The 20,189-nt window shown below is 71.7% G+C and carries 21 protein-coding genes; 14 read left to right on the forward strand and 7 right to left on the reverse strand.

Annotated elements, in window-relative coordinates; translation table 11 throughout:
• Nucleotides 1-320 precede the first annotated feature (320 nt).
• From ACZ4WH_RS30285 to ACZ4WH_RS30315, 7 genes are all read left to right on the forward strand, one after another.
• The gene (locus tag ACZ4WH_RS30285) at nt 321-1,454 is read left to right on the forward strand and encodes a ParA family protein (protein ID WP_468186647.1); all 1,134 of its coding nucleotides are present in this window, start codon (nt 321-323) and stop codon (nt 1,452-1,454) included.
• Nucleotides 1,439-1,987, forward strand: a complete 549-nt coding sequence (locus ACZ4WH_RS30290) for a hypothetical protein (RefSeq protein WP_468186650.1) — start codon at nt 1,439-1,441, stop codon at nt 1,985-1,987. Before ACZ4WH_RS30285 ends, ACZ4WH_RS30290 begins: the two co-directional genes overlap by 16 nt.
• Nucleotides 1,988-2,005: 18 nt before the next feature.
• The gene (locus ACZ4WH_RS30295) at nt 2,006-3,067 is read left to right on the forward strand and encodes a segregation and condensation protein A (protein ID WP_468186653.1); all 1,062 of its coding nucleotides are present in this window, start codon (nt 2,006-2,008) and stop codon (nt 3,065-3,067) included.
• Nucleotides 3,064-3,681 (forward strand): SMC-Scp complex subunit ScpB, encoded by a 618-nt coding sequence (scpB, locus tag ACZ4WH_RS30300; protein ID WP_468186656.1) that lies wholly within the window; start codon nt 3,064-3,066, stop codon nt 3,679-3,681. Before ACZ4WH_RS30295 ends, scpB begins: the two co-directional genes overlap by 4 nt.
• Nucleotides 3,682-3,694: 13 nt before the next feature.
• On the forward strand, nt 3,695-4,756 hold the full coding sequence (locus tag ACZ4WH_RS30305; protein WP_468186659.1) for a pseudouridine synthase: 1,062 nt from the start codon (nt 3,695-3,697) through the stop codon (nt 4,754-4,756).
• 64 nt (nt 4,757-4,820) lie between these two features.
• Complete coding sequence (locus ACZ4WH_RS30310) at nt 4,821-5,828, forward strand: ADP-ribosylglycohydrolase family protein (protein WP_468186663.1); 1,008 nt, start codon at nt 4,821-4,823, stop codon at nt 5,826-5,828.
• A 4-nt stretch (nt 5,829-5,832) separates the two neighbouring features.
• Complete coding sequence (locus tag ACZ4WH_RS30315; RefSeq protein ID WP_468186666.1) at nt 5,833-6,582, forward strand: nucleotidyltransferase domain-containing protein; 750 nt, start codon at nt 5,833-5,835, stop codon at nt 6,580-6,582.
• On the opposite strand, the gene ACZ4WH_RS30320 is transcribed toward ACZ4WH_RS30315, so the two are convergent.
• Together ACZ4WH_RS30320 and ACZ4WH_RS30325 are read right to left on the reverse strand one after the other, a co-directional pair.
• Nucleotides 6,508-7,251: a nucleotidyltransferase domain-containing protein gene (locus ACZ4WH_RS30320; RefSeq protein ID WP_468186669.1), complete on the reverse strand. Its 744-nt coding sequence runs from the start codon at nt 7,249-7,251 to the stop codon at nt 6,508-6,510. The two genes, ACZ4WH_RS30315 and ACZ4WH_RS30320, sit on opposite strands and share 75 nt — an antisense overlap.
• Before the next feature lie 22 nt (nt 7,252-7,273).
• Entirely contained in the window at nt 7,274-7,720 is a 447-nt protein-coding gene (locus ACZ4WH_RS30325; protein ID WP_468186672.1) for a Rieske (2Fe-2S) protein, read from the reverse strand.
• Nucleotides 7,721-7,867: 147 nt separating this feature from the next.
• Between ACZ4WH_RS30325 and aroH the strand changes: the two genes are divergently transcribed.
• From aroH to der, 5 genes are all read left to right on the forward strand, one after another.
• Nucleotides 7,868-8,230 carry a chorismate mutase gene (gene aroH / locus ACZ4WH_RS30330; protein WP_468186675.1) on the forward strand — a complete coding sequence of 121 codons (363 nt, stop codon included), beginning with the start codon at nt 7,868-7,870 and terminating at the stop codon, nt 8,228-8,230.
• On the forward strand, nt 8,227-9,312 hold the full coding sequence (locus tag ACZ4WH_RS30335) for a prephenate dehydrogenase (RefSeq protein ID WP_468186678.1): 1,086 nt from the start codon (nt 8,227-8,229) through the stop codon (nt 9,310-9,312). The genes aroH and ACZ4WH_RS30335 overlap by 4 nt, the downstream gene beginning before the upstream one ends.
• 99 nt (nt 9,313-9,411) lie before the next feature.
• Complete coding sequence (gene cmk / locus ACZ4WH_RS30340; RefSeq protein ID WP_468186680.1) at nt 9,412-10,107, forward strand: (d)CMP kinase; 696 nt, start codon at nt 9,412-9,414, stop codon at nt 10,105-10,107.
• The gene (locus ACZ4WH_RS30345) at nt 10,104-10,757 is read left to right on the forward strand and encodes a lysophospholipid acyltransferase family protein (RefSeq protein WP_468186683.1); all 654 of its coding nucleotides are present in this window, start codon (nt 10,104-10,106) and stop codon (nt 10,755-10,757) included. Before cmk ends, ACZ4WH_RS30345 begins: the two co-directional genes overlap by 4 nt.
• A 76-nt stretch (nt 10,758-10,833) precedes the next feature.
• Nucleotides 10,834-12,327: a ribosome biogenesis GTPase Der gene (gene der, locus ACZ4WH_RS30350; RefSeq protein WP_468186686.1), complete on the forward strand. Its 1,494-nt coding sequence runs from the start codon at nt 10,834-10,836 to the stop codon at nt 12,325-12,327.
• Between the two features lie 84 nt (nt 12,328-12,411).
• Here der and ACZ4WH_RS30355 read toward each other — a convergent pair whose 3' ends face one another.
• Both ACZ4WH_RS30355 and ACZ4WH_RS30360 read right to left on the reverse strand, forming a co-directional pair.
• Nucleotides 12,412-12,810, reverse strand: coding sequence for a hypothetical protein (locus tag ACZ4WH_RS30355; RefSeq protein WP_468186687.1), 399 nt, complete (start codon nt 12,808-12,810; stop codon nt 12,412-12,414).
• A gap of 55 nt (nt 12,811-12,865) precedes the next feature.
• Nucleotides 12,866-13,657 (reverse strand): hypothetical protein, encoded by a 792-nt coding sequence (locus ACZ4WH_RS30360; RefSeq protein ID WP_468186690.1) that lies wholly within the window; start codon nt 13,655-13,657, stop codon nt 12,866-12,868.
• Nucleotides 13,658-14,199: 542 nt separating this feature from the next.
• Here ACZ4WH_RS30360 and ACZ4WH_RS30365 point away from each other — a divergent pair.
• The gene (locus ACZ4WH_RS30365) at nt 14,200-14,895 is read left to right on the forward strand and encodes a LysM peptidoglycan-binding domain-containing protein (protein WP_468186693.1); all 696 of its coding nucleotides are present in this window, start codon (nt 14,200-14,202) and stop codon (nt 14,893-14,895) included.
• An 87-nt stretch (nt 14,896-14,982) separates the two neighbouring features.
• On the opposite strand, the gene ctaD is transcribed toward ACZ4WH_RS30365, so the two are convergent.
• Nucleotides 14,983-16,674, reverse strand: coding sequence for an aa3-type cytochrome oxidase subunit I (gene ctaD, locus ACZ4WH_RS30370; RefSeq protein WP_468186696.1), 1,692 nt, complete (start codon nt 16,672-16,674; stop codon nt 14,983-14,985).
• A gap of 461 nt (nt 16,675-17,135) precedes the next feature.
• On the opposite strand from ctaD, the gene ACZ4WH_RS30375 reads away from it, so the two are divergent.
• Complete coding sequence (locus ACZ4WH_RS30375) at nt 17,136-17,351, forward strand: I78 family peptidase inhibitor (RefSeq protein ID WP_014671811.1); 216 nt, start codon at nt 17,136-17,138, stop codon at nt 17,349-17,351.
• 112 nt (nt 17,352-17,463) lie between these two features.
• Here ACZ4WH_RS30375 and ACZ4WH_RS30380 read toward each other — a convergent pair whose 3' ends face one another.
• Together ACZ4WH_RS30380 and ACZ4WH_RS30385 are read right to left on the reverse strand one after the other, a co-directional pair.
• Nucleotides 17,464-18,489: a phosphatase PAP2 family protein gene (locus tag ACZ4WH_RS30380; RefSeq protein WP_468186699.1), complete on the reverse strand. Its 1,026-nt coding sequence runs from the start codon at nt 18,487-18,489 to the stop codon at nt 17,464-17,466.
• A 237-nt stretch (nt 18,490-18,726) separates the two neighbouring features.
• Entirely contained in the window at nt 18,727-19,950 is a 1,224-nt protein-coding gene (locus ACZ4WH_RS30385; protein ID WP_468186701.1) for a glycosyltransferase family 39 protein, read from the reverse strand.
• Between the last annotated feature and the right edge of the window lie 239 nt (nt 19,951-20,189).

A 20,189-nucleotide genomic window follows, 5' to 3' on the forward strand; every position in this document is an offset into this window, starting at 1 on the left:
CGACAAGGTCCGGCCGGGTGTGTGTATGGTCACTTTGCGACTCTCGGTCAACTCGCCTCGAACGTAACCCTTCGACCGATTCGCACACCGGTGAAACCTGCCGTGCGACGGCCGTACGCCCTTGACAGCGAGATGTTTCATTGCCGACACATCCTGCCGGGTCCGGCGGATTGTGTTGCTGCGGACCGCCGACACGCCATAGAGTCGCCAACCGTCGGCATGGTGCCACGCTGACCTTGTCTAGAAGTTTCCTGGTCACCAAGGAGGTAAGACGACTTGTGAATGAGTCGACATTTTCTCCCGGGGGTGGTCAACCAGGAATGCCTGCACGGGGCCAGGGCTCCGCGGGATTCGAGGCTGTCGGCTCCGTAGCTGTGCGCACCTTCGCAGCCCACCAGAGTTCCGGCCCGAAAGCGGTCGGGACAGCACACCAGAGCATGGATGGCCATCACGTGAACGCCATGGCCGGCGACGGAAGTGGCGCGCCCCACAACCACTTCGCCGACTACGACGAACTGCCCGAGGGGCACTTCTACGACCCCGACGCCGAGTACGAGCCCGATCCCGAGTACGCGGCCACGCTCGCGCCCGACGCGGCCCGCCAGCGCCGTGAGCGCATCGGCCCGACCGGACGCCCGCTGCCGTACTTCCCGATCCCGGGCCCGCTGACCGACCACGGCCCCGCGACGATCATCGCGATGTGCAACCAGAAGGGCGGCGTCGGCAAGACGACGTCGACCATCAACCTGGGTGCCGCGCTCGCGGAGTACGGCCGGCGCGTGCTGCTCGTGGACTTCGACCCGCAGGGCGCGCTGTCGGTCGGTCTCGGCGTCAACCCGATGGAGCTGGACCTCACCGTCTACAACCTGCTCATGGAGCGGGGCATGTCCGCGGACGAGGTCCTGCTGAAGACGGCGGTCCCCAACATGGACCTGCTGCCGTCCAACATCGACCTGTCGGCCGCCGAGGTCCAGCTGGTCTCCGAGGTCGCGCGCGAGTCGACGCTCCAGCGGGCCCTGAAGCCGCTGCTGCCCGACTACGACTACATCGTGATCGACTGTCAGCCCTCGCTCGGCCTGCTCACCGTCAACGCGCTGACGGCCGCGCACAAGGTGATCGTGCCGCTGGAGTGCGAGTTCTTCGCCCTGCGCGGTGTGGCCCTGCTGACCGAGACCATCGAGAAGGTCCAGGAACGGCTCAACCCCGAGCTGGAACTCGACGGCATCCTCGCCACGATGTACGACTCGCGCACGGTCCACAGCCGCGAGGTGCTGGCCCGCGTGGTCGAGGCCTTCGACGACCACGTCTACCACACGGTCATCGGCCGCACGGTCCGCTTCCCGGAGACCACGGTCGCCGGTGAGCCGATCACCACGTACGCCTCCAACTCCGTCGGTGCCGCCGCCTACCGCCAGCTCGCCAGGGAGGTGCTCGCCCGGTGTCACGCCGAGTGAGTCTGCCCGGGGCCGACGAACTGTTCCGCACGACCGGGGGGATGGCGCTCCAGCCGTCCACGCCCCGCCGCGCGGCCAACGGCGAGGCCCGGGTGCCGGCTCCCGCGGGGGAGAGCGACGAGGTGGCCGCCGCCGAGGACGCACCGCAGTCGGTGCCCGTCCAGAGCGGTGACGGAGAGGGCGCGGAGCATGTGGCGGCGGAGGCCGAGCCGGCCGAGGCCGGCGAGTCCCGCACCCGCCCGGCGCGCCGGCAGACCGCGCAGGAAGGTTCTGCCGCCGCGCAGCCGCGCAAGCGCGGACGGTCGGCGGCCCGGCGGCCCAGCGGGCGCGAGCGGCACGACGAGAAGATCACCGTCTACGTCTCCGCCGAGGAGCTGATGGACCTGGAGCACGCGCGGCTGGTGCTCCGCGGCGAGCACGGGCTCGCGGTGGACCGCGGGCGGATCGTCCGCGAGGCGGTGGCCGTGGTCCTGGCCGACCTGGAGTCCCGCGGGGACGCGAGCATCCTCGTACGACGGCTGCGCGGGCGGTAGCGGTAGCCTGCGGGGGCTATGACCTCGAACGACGTTCCCGTCCCCGGCGCCGGTGCCGGCCGTCGGCGTGCGCTGGGACGGGGTCCGGGAGCTTCGCCGGCCGAGCCGGTCGCGGCACCCGTGGAGGTTCCGGATCGGGCGCTGCCCGAGCCGGGACCGGAAGGACCGGGGCCGGCGGAATCCGCATCGGCTGAACCGGAATCCGCAGAACCGGCCCGCGTGGAGCCCGAACCCGCGGAACCGGCCCGCCCGGAACCGGAACCCGCTTCCGACGGCGTCTTCAAGGTCCGCCTCGCGAACTTCGAGGGCCCCTTCGACCTGCTCCTCCAGCTGATCTCCAAGCACAAGCTGGACGTCACCGAGGTCGCCCTGTCGAAGGTCACCGACGAGTTCATGGCGCACATCCGGGCCATGGGACCCGACTGGGACCTGGACCAGACCACGGAGTTCCTGGTGGTCGCGGCCACGCTGCTCGACCTCAAGGCCGCCCGGCTCCTGCCCGCCGCCGAGGTGGAGGACGAGGCCGACCTGGCCCTGCTGGAGGCCCGCGACCTGCTGTTCGCCCGGCTGCTCCAGTACCGCGCCTACAAGCAGATCGCCGACATCTTCGACCAGCGGCTCGACGACGAGGCCCGGCGTCATCCCCGTACCGTCGGCCTCGAACCGCAGCACGCCGAGCTGCTGCCCGAGGTCGTCATCAGCATCGGCCCCGAGGGCTTCGCGAGACTCGCGGTCAAGGCGATGCAGCCCAAGCCCAAGCCGCAGGTCTACGTCGACCACATCCACGCCCCGCTGGTCAGCGTGCAGGAGCAGGCCGGGATCGTGGTCGCCCGGCTGCGCGAGCTGGGCGAGGCCAGCTTCCGGGCGCTGATCGAGGACACCGACGACACCCTCACCGTCGTAGCCAGATTCCTCGCGCTGCTGGAGCTGTACCGCGAGAAGGCCGTCGCCTTGGACCAGGAGACCGCCCTCGGCGAGCTGCTGGTGCGCTGGACGGGCGGGGACGGGGACGAGAGGCCGATGGTCACGGACGAGTTCGACCGGCCGCCGGAGGCGCCCGAGGAGGAGAAGAAGGCATGAGCGAGACCGCCGACCTCGATCTCAAGCCCGCCCTGGAGGCGATGCTCATGGTCGTGGACGAGCCCGCGACCGAGGAGCACCTGGCGAAGATCCTGGAGCGGCCCAGGCGGCAGATCGCGGACGCCCTGCGCGAGCTGGCCGACGAGTACACCGTGCAGGGCCGTGGCTTCGAGTTGCGGTTCGTCGCGGGCGGCTGGCGCTTCTACACCCGCGCCGCCTACGCGCCCGCCGTCGAGCGGCTGGTCCTGGACGGCCAGACGGCCCGGCTCACCCAGGCCGCGCTGGAGACCCTGGCGGTCGTCGCCTACCGCCAGCCGGTCAGCCGCAGCCGGGTCTCCGCCGTGCGCGGGGTGAACTGCGACGGCGTGATGCGCACCCTCCTCCAGCGCGGTCTGGTCGAGGAGGCGGGCACGGAACCCGAAACAGGTGCGATCCTGTACAGGACGACGAACTACTTCCTGGAGCGGATGGGCCTGCGTGGCCTGGACGAGCTTCCGGAGCTCGCGCCCTTCCTCCCGGAGGCGGAGGCGATCGAGGCCGAGACCCAGGAGGGAGTCCCGTCGTTCGACCCGGACGCGCCCGACGCGCCCGGTGGTCAGGACGCAGACGACTAAGACGGAAACCTTGATGCGAAGCAGCGGCAGCGGCAAGAGCGGCGGGCGCGGTAACTACCGCGGTGCCGGCAACGACAGGGACCAGAAGCAGGGGCAGGGACGTCCCCGCAAGCCCCGCCCCGAGGAACGCCGCTACGACGTGGGCCCCGGGGCCACCAAGGACGGCCCCAAGGCCGGACGCGGCGGTGCCGCGCGGGGCGGCGCCAAGGGCGGCCCCAAGAAGCCCCAGCAGGGCAGCCGTACGGCCCCCGCGCGCTCCCGCGAGTACGAGACGCGGGTCGAGGAGCGCAACCGGGAGCGGTACGCGGGCAAGAAGGACGTCAAGCTGCCCAAGACCTTCCCGGGCGCCGAGCAGGAGGGCGAGCGGTTGCAGAAGGTCCTCGCGCGTGCCGGTTACGGCTCCCGGCGCGCCTGCGAGGAACTGATCGAGCAGGCCCGCGTGGAGGTCAACGGCGAGATCGTGCTCGAGCAGGGCCGCCGCGTGGACCCGGAGAAGGACGAGGTGAAGGTCGACGGCCTGACGGTCGCGACCCAGTCGTACCAGTTCTTCTCGCTGAACAAGCCCGCCGGCGTCGTCTCCACCATGGAGGACCCGGAGGGCCGGCAGTGCCTCGGTGACTACGTCACCAACCGCGAGACGCGGCTCTTCCACGTCGGCCGGCTGGACACCGAGACCGAGGGCGTCATCCTGCTCACCAACCACGGCGAGCTGGCACACCGCCTCACGCACCCCAAGTACGGCGTGAAGAAGACCTACCTCGCGCACATCGTGGGCCCGATCCCGCGCGACCTCGGCAAGCGTCTGAAGGACGGCATCCAGCTGGAGGACGGCTACGCGCGCGCGGACCACTTCCGGGTGGTCGAGCAGACCGGCAAGAACTACCTGGTCGAGGTGACCCTGCACGAGGGCCGCAAGCACATCGTGCGCCGCATGCTGGCCGAGGCGGGCTTCCCGGTCGACAAGCTGGTGCGCACGGCCTTCGGCCCGATCACCCTGGGCGACCAGAAGTCGGGCTGGCTACGCCGCCTGTCGAACACCGAGGTCGGCATGCTGATGAAGGAAGTCGACCTCTAAAGCGCCTTGCCGTGATCACCGTCCCCCTTTATTGTCATGGTGACGATAAAGGGGGATGACGCATATGCCCAAGCAGCCGGCGACCGGAGCACTCCTCGGCCTCGCCCTCGGGGACGCCCTCGGCTTCCCGACCGAGTTCAACGACGTGCCCTCGATCCTCGCCAAGTGCGGGCCCTGGCGGGAGATGGAGCTGCCGAAGCGGGCCTTCGTCTCCGACGACACCCAGATGACCCTCGCCCTCGGGCGAGCCCTGCGCACGGCCATGGAGCGCGGACACCTCGCCCCCAAGCGGCTGGAGCGGCCCCTGCGCGAGGAGTTCGTTGACTGGTACCAGTCGCCCGAGAACAACCGCGCCCCCGGCACCACCTGTCTGCGGGCCTGCGAGCTGCTCAAGGCGGAGGGCCGGGCCTGGCAGGACGCCAGCCGGATCGGCTCCAAGGGCTGCGGCGCCAACATGCGGGTCGCCCCGGTCGGCCTAGCCCCCGGCCTCAGCGACGAACAGCGGGCCGGAGCCGCCCAGTTGCAGGCCGCGCTCACCCACGGCCACCCCACCGCGCTGGCCGCCTCCGACCTCACCGCCCAGGCCGTCCACCTGCTCGCCCGGGGCACCGACCCGGCCGGACTGGTCGGGCACCTGCGCTCCTACGCCCTGGACAACCGCACCCGCTATGACCACACCTGGCTCGGCGACCTGTGGACCCGCTCGCAGGACCCCGGCCCCGAGCACTTCATCGCGCGCGGCTGGGACGAGTGCCTGGAGATCCTCGGCCGGCTCCAGGAAGCCGCGCGTACCGTCTCCCCGGAGACCGACCCCTGCCTGGCCACCGGCGAGGGCTGGATCGCGGAGGAGGCCCTCGCGACCGGGCTGCTGTGTTTTCTGCTCTTCCCCGACGAGCCCGTCACCGCCCTGCGCCGGGCCGCCTGCACCGCCGGCGACTCCGACTCCATCGCCTGCCTCACCGGCGCCTTCGCGGGCGCCTGGCTGGGCGCGGACGCCTGGCCCGCCGACTGGGCGGAGCGGATCGAGTACCGAGGCGACCTGTTGGCCCTGGGAGCGCTCTGGGACGCTTAGGTCCATGATCGACGACCTCGACATAGACCTGGCCCCGGTGGTCGCGGAACAACCCGACCCGCTGCTGTTCGCCACCGTCTCGGGAGCCCACCTGTACGGCTTCCCCTCGCAGGACTCCGACGTGGACCTGCGGGGCGTCCATCTGCTCCCCGCCGCCGACCTCGTCGGCCTGCGCGAGCCGGAGGAGACCCGCTCGCGGACCTGGGTCCGCTACGGCGTCGAGCTGGACCTCGTCACCCACGACCTGCGCAAGTTCGTACGGCTGATGCTCCGCCGCAACGGCTATGTGCTGGAGCAGCTGCTCTCGCCCCTGGTCGTGCACACCTCCGACGCCCACCGGGAGCTGGCCGCCCTGGCCCCCGGTGTCCTCACCAGCCACCACGCCCACCACTACCGGGGGTTCGCGGTGACCCAGTGGCGGCTGTTCGAGAAGACCGGCGAACTCAAGCCGCTGCTCTACACGTTCCGCGTGCTGCTCACCGGGGTCCACCTCATGCGCAGCGGCGAGGTCCAGGCCCATCTGCCCACGCTGCTGGACGAGGTCGGCGGGCCCGGCTATCTGCCCGAGCTGATCGCCGCCAAGCGGGAACGGGAGCACGGCAAGGCCGACGTCGACCACGCGCGCGTGGAGGCCGACGTGGAGCGGCTGCACACCGTGCTGGACGAGGCGCAGGCCGGCTCAGCGCTGCCCGACGCGGCCGGTGCCCACGACGCCCTGCACGACCTGGTGGTCCGGCTCCGCCTGGAGGGCTGAGGCCCGGCGCACCCGGTGCAGGAAGGCGGCCACGCGCGCGTGGTCCGGCTCCGGCGGCAGCGGGCCGCCCCGCAGGGCCTCCTCGGCCTCGGCCGCCAGCCGGACCATCCACGCCTCCACCTCCGCCCACGGCACCTCGCCGCGCTTCACCGCCAGCAGGGGCTCGCGCTGCTCACCGACGTCGATCCGCAGCTCACCGCTGCGCAGCAGGTCCCGGGCGCTCATCAGCAGCCGCAGCAGATGCATCGCGTGCTTCCAGCGCGGGGCTCCCGTCGCGCGGACGTCGGCCTCGAGCCGCTTGCGCTGGCCGAGGGCGTAGCGGGTGAAGGTGTCGTGGGCCTGCCGGGACAGGAAGGCGCCGCGCAGGGACAGCAGCTCGCGGCCGGTGTCGTCCACGTGCTCCACCAGCGGGGAGTGCAGGCACTCCAGGATGTTCGGGTTGCCGCGCAGCGCCAGCTCGCAGAACCGTTCCAGCTCCCAGGAGAACCGCTCCTCGCCCGGCCCCTCGACATGCGTCGGCGGCTTCTCGAACCGCCAGAACAGCGGGGTCGGGGCGAGGAACACCCCGCGCCGGTCGGTGTCGCTGGCGTCCGTCGCCAGGCCGAAGGCGCGGGAGCCCATGACACAGGCGTAGACCGTGTGGTCGCGTACGAGATCCTGCGGCTGCATCCCCGGAGCGTACGCGGCCCCCTCAGGCCAGGCGGATCGAATTTCCGTCCACCGTGATCGACCGCTGGGCCAGCGGCCTGGTCGCGGGACCCTGCGCCACCGAGCCGTCGGCGACGCGGAACCTGCTGCCGTGGCACGGACAGTCGATGGTGCCGTCCGCCACCTCGTCCACCACGCAGCCCTGGTGCGTGCAGATCGCCGAGAAGGCCTTGAAGTCACCCTTCTTCGGCTGGGTGACCACCACCTTCTCCTTCTTGAACACCTTGCCGCCGCCCTCCGGGATGTCGCTCGTCCTCGCCAGCGCCTTCCCGTCCGTGGCCGCCGCCTCCTTCCCGGCCGGGGACGCCGATGCCGACGCCGACGACGCCGTGGCGCCGTCTCCGCTCTCGCCGCCGCACCCCACGCATCCCAGGGCGAGCGCACCGGCCCCCGTGGCGAGAACTGTCCGCCGTGTCGCTGGCTGGGGCATGTCAGACCTCCGTACAGATGTGCATATCGGTGGATACCGGAACTTTCGCATCGTCTCAGCGAGCGGGCGGCCCGCGCCCGTCCCGCGCGGGCTGACTACGCTGGACGGACCAAGAACGGAACACGCATGTCAGCGAGGAGCAGCGCCGTGGCGGTACGAGCGGTCCGGGGGGCCGTCCAACTGGAGCGGGACGAGGCCGGTCACATGGAGGAGCGGGTCGGGGCCCTGCTCACCGCCGTCCTGGAGCGGAACGGGCTGACCGCCGACGACCTGATCAGCATCTGGTTCACGGCCACCCCCGACCTGCACAGCGACTTCCCGGCCGCCGCCGCCCGCAAGCTCGGCATCGCGGACGTCCCCCTCATCTGCGCCCAGGAACTGGACATCGAGGGCGCCATGCCCCGTGTCGTGCGCGTCCTCGCGCACATCGAGTCGGACCAGCCCCGCGCCGACATCGCCCACGTCTACCTCGGCGCCGCCGCGGCCCTGCGCAAGGACATCGCCCAGTGAGAACCGCACTCGTCATCGGAACCGGCCTCATCGGCACCTCCGCCGCCCTGGCCCTCACCCAGCGCGGCGTCACCGTCCACCTCGCCGACCACGACCCCGAGCAGGCCCGCACGGCCGCCGCGCTGGGCGCCGGCACCGACCAGGCCCCCCAGGGCCCGGTCGACCTGGCGATCGTGGCCGCCCCGCCCGCCCACGTGGCCCGGACCCTCGCCGACGCGATGCGCCGGGGCGTGGCCCGTGGCTACCTGGACGTCGCCAGCGTCAAGGGCGGCCCCCGCCGCGAGCTGGAGGCGCTCGGCCTGGACCTCACCGCGTACATCGGCACGCACCCCATGTCCGGCCGGGAGAAGTCCGGCCCGCTGGCGGCCACCGGCGACCTCTTCGAGGGCCGCCCCTGGGTGCTCACCCCGACCCGGGACACCGACACCGAGGTGCTCAACCTCGCCCTGGAGCTGGTCTCGCACTGCCGGGCCGTCCCGGTCGTCATGGACGCCGACGCCCACGACCGCGCCGTCGCCCTCGTCTCCCACATGCCCCACCTGGTCTCCAGCATGGTCGCCGCGCGCCTGGAGCACGCCGAGGAGGCCGCCGTACGGCTGTGCGGGCAGGGCATCCGGGACGTGACCCGGATCGCCGCCTCCGACCCGCGCATGTGGATCGACATCCTGTCCGCGAACCCGGAACCGGTCGCCGACCTGCTCTCCGACGTCGCCGCCGACCTGGACGAGACCGTCCGGGCGCTGCGCGCGCTGCAATCCTCCGACGAGGCCAAGCGGGGCAAGGGCGCCGCCGGCATCGAGGACGTGCTGCGCCGCGGGAACGCGGGCCAGGTGCGGGTACCCGGCAAGCACGGCAGCGCCCCGCGCGTGTACGAGACCGTCGTCGTCCTCATCGACGACCAGCCCGGCCAGCTGGCCCGCATCTTCGCCGACGCGGGCCGGGCCGGGGTCAACATCGAGGACGTCCGGATCGAGCACGCGACCGGACAGCAGGCCGGTCTGGTCCAGCTGAGCGTGGAACCGAAGGCGGTGCCCGTGCTGGAAGAGGCTCTGCGCGAGCGGGGCTGGGCGCTGCGCCGGTAACACCCGGTGAGGGCGCCTCCCGCGAGCCAGTAACCTTGTGCGGGGCGCCCTCGCGCCCCGGACCCCGCTCACCACCCTTCACCAGGAAGGTGCCCTCCCGTGGAAAACGGCGCCGCCCCGACCGCCAAGCCCGTGATCGTCGCGATCGACGGTCCCTCCGGCACGGGCAAGTCGAGCACGTCGAAGGCCGTGGCCGCGCAGCTCGGCCTCAGCTACCTGGACACCGGTGCCCAGTACCGGGCGATCACCTGGTGGATGGTGACCAACGGCATCGACCTGGAGGACCCGAGCGCCGTCGCCGCCGTCGCCGGCAAGCCGGAGATCGTCTCCGGCACCGACCCGGCCGCCCCGACCATCACGGTCGACGGCGTCGACGTGGCCGGCCCGATCCGCACCCAGGAGGTCACCTCCAAGGTCAGCGCCGTCAGCGCGGTGCCCGAGGTGCGCGCCCGGATCACCGAGTTGCAGCGCTCCCTGGCCGCCGCGGCGGAGAACGGCATCGTGGTCGAGGGCCGGGACATCGGTACGACCGTCCTGCCGGACGCCGACCTGAAGATCTTCCTCACCGCCTCCCCTGAGGCCCGCGCGGCCCGCCGCAGCGGCGAGCTGAAGGGCGCCGACGTCCACGCCACCCGCGAGGCCCTGATCAAGCGGGACGCGGCCGACTCCAGCCGCAAGACCTCGCCGCTCGCCAAGGCCGACGACGCGGTCGAGGTGGACACCACCGAGCTGACCCTCGCCCAGGTCATCGAGTGCGTCGTCACCCTGGTCGAGGAGAAGCGGGCCGGGAAGTGAGCCGTCTGCCGGTCGGGTCGGAGCGGGGCGCCGAGGTCGGGCGGCGCATCGGCGTAGGCCTGATGTACGGGCTGTGGCGGCCGCGCGTGCTCGGCGCCTGGAAGGTGCCGGCCACCGGCCCGGTGATCCTCGCGGTGAACCACTCCCACAACATCGACGGCCCGATGGTCATGGGCGTGGCACCCCGGCCGACGCACTTCCTGATCAAGAAGGAAGCCTTCATCGGTCCGCTGGACCCCTTCCTGACCGGCATCGGCCAGCTGAAGGTGGACCGCGCCGCCGCCGACCGCACCGCGATCGGCCAGGCCCTCGGCGTGCTGGCGGCCGGGGGAGTGCTGGGCATCTTCCCGGAGGGCACCCGGGGCGAGGGCGACTTCGCCTCGCTGCGCGCCGGGCTGGCCTACTTCGCGGTCCGCAGCGGGGCGCCGATCGTCCCCGTGGCCGTCCTGGGAAGCGCGGAGCGGCCCGGCCGGTTGATAAAGGCGCTGCCTCCGCTGCGCTCCCGCGTCGACGTCGTCTTCGGCGACCCGTTCGAGGCGGGCGACGGCAGCGGGCGGCGTACGCGCAAGGCGCTGGACGAGGCGACCGAGCGCATCCAGAAGCAGCTCACCCGCCATCTGGAAAACGCCAGGCGCCTGACCGGGCGCTAGGCGACACTTGAGTAGTGGATCAGCCGTTTTGTGCGGCGGTCCACCGATCACCACGAACGAACGAGGTACGGACTTCATGAACGACGACATCCAGCCCGACGGCTCGGACGTGTACGACAACGCGCACGAGTACGAGCACGGGGCTCTCGGCGACGCCGAGTACGCGGAGTTCATGGAGCTCGCCGCGGAAGAGGGCTTCGACATCGAGGACGTCGAGGGCGCCATCGAGGCGGCGGGCCACGGTCCGCTGCCGGTGCTCGCGGTCGTCGGCCGCCCCAATGTCGGCAAGTCGACACTGGTGAACCGGATGATCGGCCGCCGTGAGGCGGTCGTGGAGGACCGGCCGGGCGTCACCCGCGACCGGGTCACCTACGAGGCCGAGTGGGCCGGCCGCCGCTTCAAGGTCGTCGACACCGGCGGCTGGGAGCAGGACGTCCTCGGCATCGACGCCTCCGTGGCCGCGCAGGCCGAGTACGCGATCGAGGCGGCCGACGCGGTCGTCTTCGTGGTCGACGCCAAGGTCGGCGCGACCGACACCGACGAGGCGGTCGTCCGGCTGCTGCGCAAGGCCGGCAAGCCGGTCGTGCTGTGCGCCAACAAGGTCGACGGCCCGAGCGGCGAGGCCGACGCGGCGTACCTGTGGAACCTGGGCCTCGGCGAGCCGCACCCGGTCTCGGCCCTGCACGGCCGCGGCACCGGCGACATGCTCGACGCCGTCCTGGAGGTCCTGCCGAACGCCCCCGAGCAGTCCTTCGGCACCGCGATCGGCGGCCCCCGCCGGGTGGCCCTGATCGGCCGCCCGAACGTCGGCAAGTCCTCGCTGCTGAACAAGGTGGCCGGCGAGGAGCGCGTCGTCGTCAACGAGCTGGCGGGCACCACCCGTGACCCGGTCGACGAGATCATCGAACTCGGCGGCAAGACCTGGAAGTTCGTGGACACCGCCGGCATCCGCAAGCGTGTCCACCTCCAGCAGGGCGCCGACTACTACGCCTCGCTGCGCACGGCCGCCGCCGTGGAGAAGGCCGAGGTCGCCGTCGTCCTGATCGACGCCTCGGAGTCCATCTCCGTGCAGGACCAGCGGATCATCAGCATGGCGGTCGAGGCGGGCCGCGCGATGGTCATCGCGTTCAACAAGTGGGACACGCTGGACGAGGAGCGCCGCTACTACCTGGAGCGCGAGATCGAGACCGAGCTGGGCCAGGTCGCCTGGGCGCCCCGGGTCAACGTCTCGGCGCGCACCGGCCGGCACATGGAGAAGCTGGTCCCGGCGATCGAGACGGCGCTGGCGGGCTGGGAGACGCGCGTCCCCACGGGCCGGCTGAACGCCTTCCTCGGCGAGCTGGTCTCGGCCCACCCGCACCCGGTCCGGGGCGGCAAGCAGCCGCGCATCCTGTTCGGCACCCAGGCCGGCACCAAGCCCCCGCGGTTCGTGCTCTTCGCCTCCGGCTTCATCGAGGCGGGCTACCGGCGCTTCATCGAGCGCCGCCTGCGCGAGGAGTTCGGCTTCGAGGGCACCCCGATCCACATCTCGGTGCGGGTGCGCGAGAAGCGCGGCGCGAAGAAGAAGTAGAAGAAGAAGCAGAAGAAGTAACGGCGGTACGACGAGGAGGGCGGCCCTGGGGTTCCGGGGCCGCCCTCCTCGTCCGTGTGCCCGTCACGCACCCCGGCGCGGCCCCGGCGGCAGGGCGGCCGCGGCCGGCACGTGCTGCATCCCCGTCTCCTGATGCCTGCCCAGCGTGCCGACCCGCTGCCACTGCGACTGCTGCCGGGCGCTGTAGGCCCCCGCGCTGTAGGCGCTGTAGGAGCTGCTGAACGACCCCGCCCGGTGCCCGCCGTACGCGCCCGTACCGTCCGGGAAGTCCCCGAAGGCGCTGAACCTCAGCTCCTCCTCACCGCTGCGGTCCCCCGGCAGTGTGCGGAAGGTCCTGACCCACTCCGCGTAGAGCGAGTCGTAGATCGGCGTGGCCGAGGGCCCGCCGGACGGCTCGTGCGCCGCCCGGGCGGACGGCACGGAGGAGAAGGACCGGCGGGGAGGAGTGTCGTATGCGTGCACGTATGTCCAAACGACCGGAACCTCAAAGAGATGCGGCCGGACGGCTCACCGGGGCTCAGGTGCCCGCGAGCGGAAGCGCCGCGGCGACCAGCTTGCCGCGAGCGGCGGCCTGGTCCAGCGCGCCCCGCAGCAGGTCCTCCCGGGGCTGACGCCCGATGGACCCGACCGGCGCGGCGAACATCAGCACCTGCTGGTGCTTGTTCGCGGCGGCCCGCCAGCTGTCGGTCACCTGGAGCGGCTGATGCGCCTGCCACCAGGCCACCGGCTGCCCGCCGGCCGCCGACGGTTGCAGCACCGCGTGCAGCTGGCCCACGGCCAGCAGGACGGACCAGCCGTGCAGCACCGGAGGGACGGACGCCAGGTCGGTCACCGGCATGAAGCCCTGCTCGATGAGCAGCGGCAGGAAGTCGTCGCCCGCCCCGGTGGTGCCCGGACGGACGATCGGCGAGGTCGGCTCGACGACGAGCGCGGGGTGCAACTCCCCGTCGACCAGGACGAGTCCGCTGGTCACGCCGAGCACCGCCTGCTCGGGCACGGAGTTGTGCGGCGCACCCTCGGCCAGGTCACCGCCGCCCGCGCCGATGGACCGGACGGCGCCCTGCAACTGCTCCTCCGTCACCTGGACGACCTGCGAGGGCAGACAGCTGGCGTGGGCGAAGGCGAGGACGGCGGTCTCGTCGCCGACGAACAGAACGGTGCTGGTGCGCTCCTGCTCGGAGTCGCCCGGGGTGCGACAGGACGTGCAGTCGTAACTGCCCGGGGCGTTCTCTCCGGCGAGCAGCCGGTCGGCTTCTTCGTCGCCGATCTCGGCGCGTACGGCGTCGCTGACGTCGAGCATGCGCGGCACGGGTGGCTCCCTCGGGATGCGGTGCTGGGTCGGCCGGGTGGCTCCCGGCCGATGAGCCCCGGGGTTCCGGGCTCATGAAGAAGACAACGGGCGTCCTGTGGTGGGGGTCACGCCCCGGGGCCGACCGGTTCGCACCTTCCACCGCGCAGGGTCACCTGGGGTGCGGAATCGAACACTCACCGTCAACTCGTCCTGGCGTCAAGGAACTTGTACGGGTGAGGTGGGTCACAGGTCGCGTCGGCTGGCGGTCGACAAATCAGGAAATCAGCGCATGTAGTGGGTGGCCGAAAATCGCCGATACCGGCAGTAACAGGCAACTGGCCTGGAGCGACGGTGACTTGGTTGATTCCCGCCGCTCGCCCTCCTTACATTCCTCCGCCGTGTGCAACGAGCACCGCTCGGGTACGTCCGCCGGCCGGCACCAGGCAGAGCTGAACCGCCGACACCGGCCGCGGCGGGCGGGGCGGGCGCGAGGAACCGCGGTCCACGCGGTGAGGCGCGCTCCGCCTTGGGGGAGCCCGGGTTCGTGGAGAGGGAACTACATGTCCGATTGTGCCGATACCACCCGCGACACCGCCCGTCCCGACGGCGCCCGTCCTGACGGCGCCCGCAAGGGCCGTACGACGGCCGCGCTCGCCGGAGCCGCCCTGCTGGCCCCGCTGGGACTGCTGGCCGCGACCGGCAACGCCGCTGCGGCGGACAACGGGGTGTGGGACCGCATCGCCCAGTGCGAGAGCGGCGGCAACTGGCACATCAACACCGGCAACGGCTACTACGGCGGACTCCAGTTCTCCGCCTCGACCTGGCGCGCGTACGGCGGCTCCGCCTACGCCCCGACGGCCGACCAGGCCTCCAGGAGCGCTCAGATCGCCGTCGCCACCAAGGTCCAGCAGGCCCAGGGCTGGGGCGCCTGGCCGGTCTGCTCGGCCCGGGCCGGGGCCTCCGGCGCGGCTCCGGCGGCGGCCCACACCGGCTCCTCCGGTAGGGCGACCCGCGACAGCGGCGCGACGACGCAGTCCGCGCCCAGGCGGTCCACCCCGGCGAAGGCGCCGGAACGCCCCGCGGCCACCACCCACCGCGGCGCCTCGCACGGCGACTACACCGTCCGCGAGGGCGACACCCTGAGCACCATCGCGGCCCGGCACGGCACCACCTGGCAGCGGATCTACGCCGCCAACAAGGCCGTCATCGGCGACGACCCGAACCTGATCGTCCCCGGCCAGCGCCTCGCGCTCTGACCCCGGCACGCCACAGCAGGCAGCCGCTGCCCCGACGAGGACAGCGGCTGTCCGCGTCCCCTGAGCCCGCCGAGCCGGCCGGTGGCGTCAGGACGCTTCGGGGCCGGCCTGATGGCGCTTCGGTTCGGGCTGCGGGGCCTGGGCCGCGTACTGCGGGTGGTGCAGGTCGAACGCCGGGGACTCCGAGCGGACCCGGGGCAGGGTGACGAAGTTGTGCCGGGGCGGCGGGCAGGACGTCGCCCACTCCAGGGAGCGGCCGTAGCCCCAGGGGTCGTCCGTCTCCACCTTCTCCCCGTACACGGCGGTCCTCCAGACGTTGTAGAGGAACGGCAGCGTCGACAGGCCCAGCAGGAAGGAGCCGATCGTCGAGACCGTGTTGAGCGTGGTGAAGCCGTCGGCCGCCAGATAGTCGGCGTACCGGCGGGGCATGCCCTCGGCGCCCAGCCAGTGCTGCACCAGGAACGTGGCGTGGAAGCCCACGAACAAGGTCCAGAACTGGATCTTCCCGAGCCGCTCGTCCAGCATCTTGCCGGTGAACTTCGGCCACCAGAAGTAGAAGCCGCCGAAGACCGCGAAGACGACCGTGCCGAAGACCACGTAGTGGAAGTGGGCGACGACGAAGTACGAGTCCGTGACGTGGAAGTCCATCGGCGGGGACGCCAGGATCACCCCGGTCAGCCCGCCGAGCAGGAACGTCGCCAGGAAGCCCATCGCCCACAGCATCGGCGTCTCGAAGGACAGCGAGCCCTTGATCATCGTGCCGGTCCAGTTGAAGAACTTCACGCCCGTCGGCACCGCGATCAGGAACGACATGAAGGAGAAGAACGGCAGCAGCACCGCGCCCGTGGCGAACATGTGGTGCGCCCACACCACCATCGACAGCCCGGTGATCGCCATCGTCGCGCCGATCAGCGTCAGATAGCCGAAGATCGGCTTGCGGCTGAACACCGGGATGATCTCGGTGATGATCCCGAAGAACGGCAGCGCGATGATGTACACCTCGGGATGCCCGAAGAACCAGAACAGGTGCTGCCACAGCAGCGCCCCGCCGTTCGCCGCCTGGAACACCTGCGAGCCGAAGCGCCGGTCCGACTCCAGCACCAGCAGCGCCGCCGCCAGCACCGGGAACGCCATCAGGATCATGATCGACGTGAACAGCGTGTTCCAGGTGAAGATCGGCAGCCGGAACATCGTCATGCCCGGCGCGCGCATCCCGATGATGGTGGCGATGAAGTTGACCGCGCCGAGGATCGTCCCGAAGCCGGCCAGCGCCAGGCCCATGATCCACAGGTCGGGGCCGACACCGGGGGAGTGCCGGGCGTCGTTGAGCGGCGCGTAGGCGAACCAGCCGAAGGCGGCCGGCCCGGTGGGCACCAGCAGCGAGCCCAGCACGATCAGCCCGCCGAACGCGAAGAGCCAGTACGACAGCATGTTCAGCCGGGGGAAGGCCACATCCGGGGAACCGATCTGCAACGGCATCAGCTCGTTGGCGAAGCCCGCGAAGCTCGGGGTGGCGAACAGCAGCAGCATGATCGTGCCGTGCAGCGTGAACAACTGGTTGTACTGGTTGTTGTCCATGAGCTGAAGCCCCGGCCGGGCGAGTTCCGCGCGCATCAGCAGTGCCATGACCCCGCCCACCAGGAAGAACCCGAAGCCCGTGATCAGGTAGAGGTGGCCGATCTTCTTGTGGTCGGTGGTGGTGAGCCAGTCCACCACCAGCCGGCCGGCCCTGGCGCGCCGCACCGGTCGTGCCGTCGCCCCTACGGTCTCGGTCCCCATCGCTCGCTTGCCCCTTCGCATCGCCGCGCCCGGACCCGCCGCAGCCCGCGGCACGCGTACCCGCGAGCTGCCGTCGTGATGCTCGCCGGGCATGCGCTCCGACAGAGGGCCTCCGGCGGTTGTGTGCTGAATCCGTGAAATTCCTATGTGACGTCAGCTGCCGTGCCGCCACTGCGGATTGCGCGGGGAATCGCGCCCCGGGCCCGCCCCGATCCCCACTGCGGCACTTTCCGCCGGGTAATTCGGAGTGGCCCTCCGACACGCGTGAATTCTGTTCGATTACCCCGGTAAGCCGAACGGAAACCCTCGTTCGTGTGACGCCCGCCGCGGCAGCGGATGAGGTGACCGCGGCCGAAACGGGATCGGAGTGGCTGTGACAGAAGTGTGACGGGAGCCGGATACGGCCCTTACCCGGTTGTGCCCGGCTTCCGTCACCGCCGGTCGCGGCCTAGCGTGGCCGCATGGCACCGATTCCCACTCCGTCAGCGGAGCCCCAGGACAGCCCGGACGGGTACGTCGGCCTCGACGCGGCGCACGCCGAGCGGCTCGCGCGGCAGCGCGGCTGGTCGACGGTACGGTCGCTGCCGCCGGGCGCGATCATCACCATGGAGTACCGGGCCGGACGGCTCAACTTCGAGGTACGGGACGGCCGGGTGGCCCGCGCCTGGAAGGGCTGACCGCCGGCTCGCCCCGGGTGGACACGCACAAGGCCCCGCTCCTGTTTCCGGGAGCGGGGCCTTCGTGGTGCGGGGTGGTGGTGCGTACCGAACCCCGTGGCCGTGCGAGCCGTCAGCCGCCGGTCAGCGGGCGGGCCGGCTGGGACGTGCCGCGCGGGAGGCGGTCGGCGTGCGGCGGGCGGCGGCTGCCCGCCGGGGTGACCGGGGTGCGTTCCGAACGGGCCGTGTGCGGTCCGGGCGCCAGGTGCGCCAGGCCCCGGGAGGTCCGGGTGGAGGCCACCGGCTCGCGGACCGGCGTCGGCTGCTCGGCCGCCAGGCCACGCGGCTTGAGCAGCACCGGCGCGACCGGCACGGCCGGTTCGGGCGCGGGCAGGCCGCGGCGGGCGCGCCAGCGGTCGCGCAGGTCGAAGAGCCACAGCTCGGCCTTGGCGATCAGCGGCTCGAACCAGGGCAGGGCGAGCAGGATCAGCAGACCGGCGGCCCAGCCCAGCAGCACGTCGCTCAGCCAGTGCGTACCGAGGTAGACGGTGGTGAGGCCGACGCCGAGCGAGGTGACCGCGGAGAGGGCCGACAGCCAGCGGCGCGCTCTCGGGGTGGAGGCCAGATACGCCAGAATTCCCCAGGTCACCACCGCGTTGGCGGTGTGGCCGCTGGGGAATATATCGCCGCCCAGGCCCATCTCGTTCGAGCCGATGACGGTCGCGTAGTGCGGACCGAGCCGCCCCATGCCGAGCTTGGCGGCGCCGACCGTGATGTTCAGCAGCAGCAGCGAGGTGGCCAGGGTGAGCAGCGGGCGCAGGGTGTGCTGCCGCCAGGAGCGCCAGCCGAGCCAGGCCGCGACCATCACGGCGGTGGGGCCGCGCTGGCCCAGCACCACGTAGTAGTCGAGGAACGCGTGGATCTCCGGCCACTGCTGGTACGGCCGGAAGAACATGACCTGCCAGTCCAGCCGGACCAGCCAGGAGCTGATCACGACGGCCCACACGATCGCGAGGTAGAAAGCCAGGGTCGCGGTGAACAGGACGACCCGGTGCCGGCTCATCCTCGGCACATCGATGTGGGCCGGTCGTTCCGGCTCACGGTCCAGTCTGGCGAACACCCGGTCCAGACGCCGGGTGAGGTTTCGTTCGGTACGCACCCAATCGACGTTACAGCGAGTGAGCGGTGTTCCCGGTCGAAACAGCGTCTTTGTGATGACGATGTGATGTGGGAAACCTCTCAAGGGCGGCCCGAATTCCCGGGATTCCGCAATCCTGTGAGTCCGATCGGGCCAATTCCTTTGATCATGCCGGGTGTTGTTTATATGGCGCTTATGAATGTGTTAACCCGGTCCTGGTGCGGAATTCTCCGGGGCGTCATCGGACGGACCGGTCGATCATGGCGGGCCGGAACCGTTCAGCCAGAACGCCCCGTAGACCGCCGCCGCGACCGCCAACCCCGCCGTGAGCAGGGCCGATCGGGACGTGCGCGGCCGGGCCAGGGCGCGGGCGAGCGGCAGCAGCAGCGGGAAGGCGGGCATCAGCAGCCGCGGCTTGGAGCCGAAGTAGCTCGACGCGCACAGGGCGAGGGCGAGCACGATGCCCGTGTACACCAGCAGTTCGACCGGCTGGCGCGCGCGGACGCCGGTGACGTACAGCCAGATCAGCAGGCCCACCCCGGCGATCAGGCCGAGGCCGGCGAGAGCGGACGGAAATGACGTGAACTTGTCGGCCACGAAGCGGGCGAAGGCGTGGCCGCCGTCGAACCCGTTGCGCCATCCGGCCTGCACGTCCAGATACCCGAGCGGGCCCCCGCCGGTGCGATGGCCGACCCACAGGACATACCCGGCGGCCCCGAGCGGAGCGAGCAGCATGCCGAGCGCGCGCCGCCAGACAGGGGCGCACGGGGTGACGGACGCGCCGAGGGCAGGCGCGGGAGCGCGTTCGTCGTGGTGCGAGCCCGGCGCGTGCTTCACGCCACGCTCTCGCACGAACGAGACCACGCCCGCGACCCACACCGCCGCGACCACCGCCACCCCCACCGGCCGGGTCAGCCCGGCCAGCGCCGCCAGCGCGCCCGCGCTCACCCACCGCCCGGTCAGCACCGCGTACAGCGACCAGGCCGCCAGCGCCGTGAACAGCGACTCGCTGTACGCCATCGACTGCACGATCCCGACCGGCAGCACCGCCCACAGCAGCACCGCGCACACCCCGACCCGGGGCCCGTACACCCGGTCCGCGACCGCGAAGATCCCGGCCGCGGCGGCGAGCGAGGCCACCAGGCTCACCGCGAACCCGGCGCCCGCGTACGACAGCGGGGTGACCGCGTGCAGCAGCCGCTCCAGCCACGGCAGCAACGGGAAGAACGCGAGGTTGGAATGGACGTCCCCGTTCGGCAGCCGCACCTCGTAGCCGTACCCCAGCTCGGCGACCCGCGTGTACCACAGCGAGTCCCAGCGCGCGGTCAGCAAGGTGAACGCGCTCTTGCCGCGCGCGGCGCTCCACACCGCCAGCACCACCAGCCCCAGGGCGCGGACCGCCGCATAGCCCAGGAGGGCCGGGGCCGCCCGGCGCGGAAGAGAGGCGTGGGGCGGGGCCACGCGCGTTTCAAGATCGGTCACGGGCTCGATTATCGACCGCGCGCCCCACCGGACCGGTCGCCGGGTCATGGTCAAGAGGGACTGACGTGGCGTACGCCACACGGGTTCCCTCCGGTGGGTGAGAGGTCCGCCACGTGACCGCGCGGCGGACTCGCGTACGCTGACGAGTCACTCGCATGGGTTCGCGCGGGCCGGAGACACCGCTCCTCTCCGGCCGTACGACGGGGAGTCCCCACCCCGTCGGTCCGCCCCGCACGAGG

It is taken from the genome of Streptomyces sp. NPDC029138 (assembly GCF_055564375.1).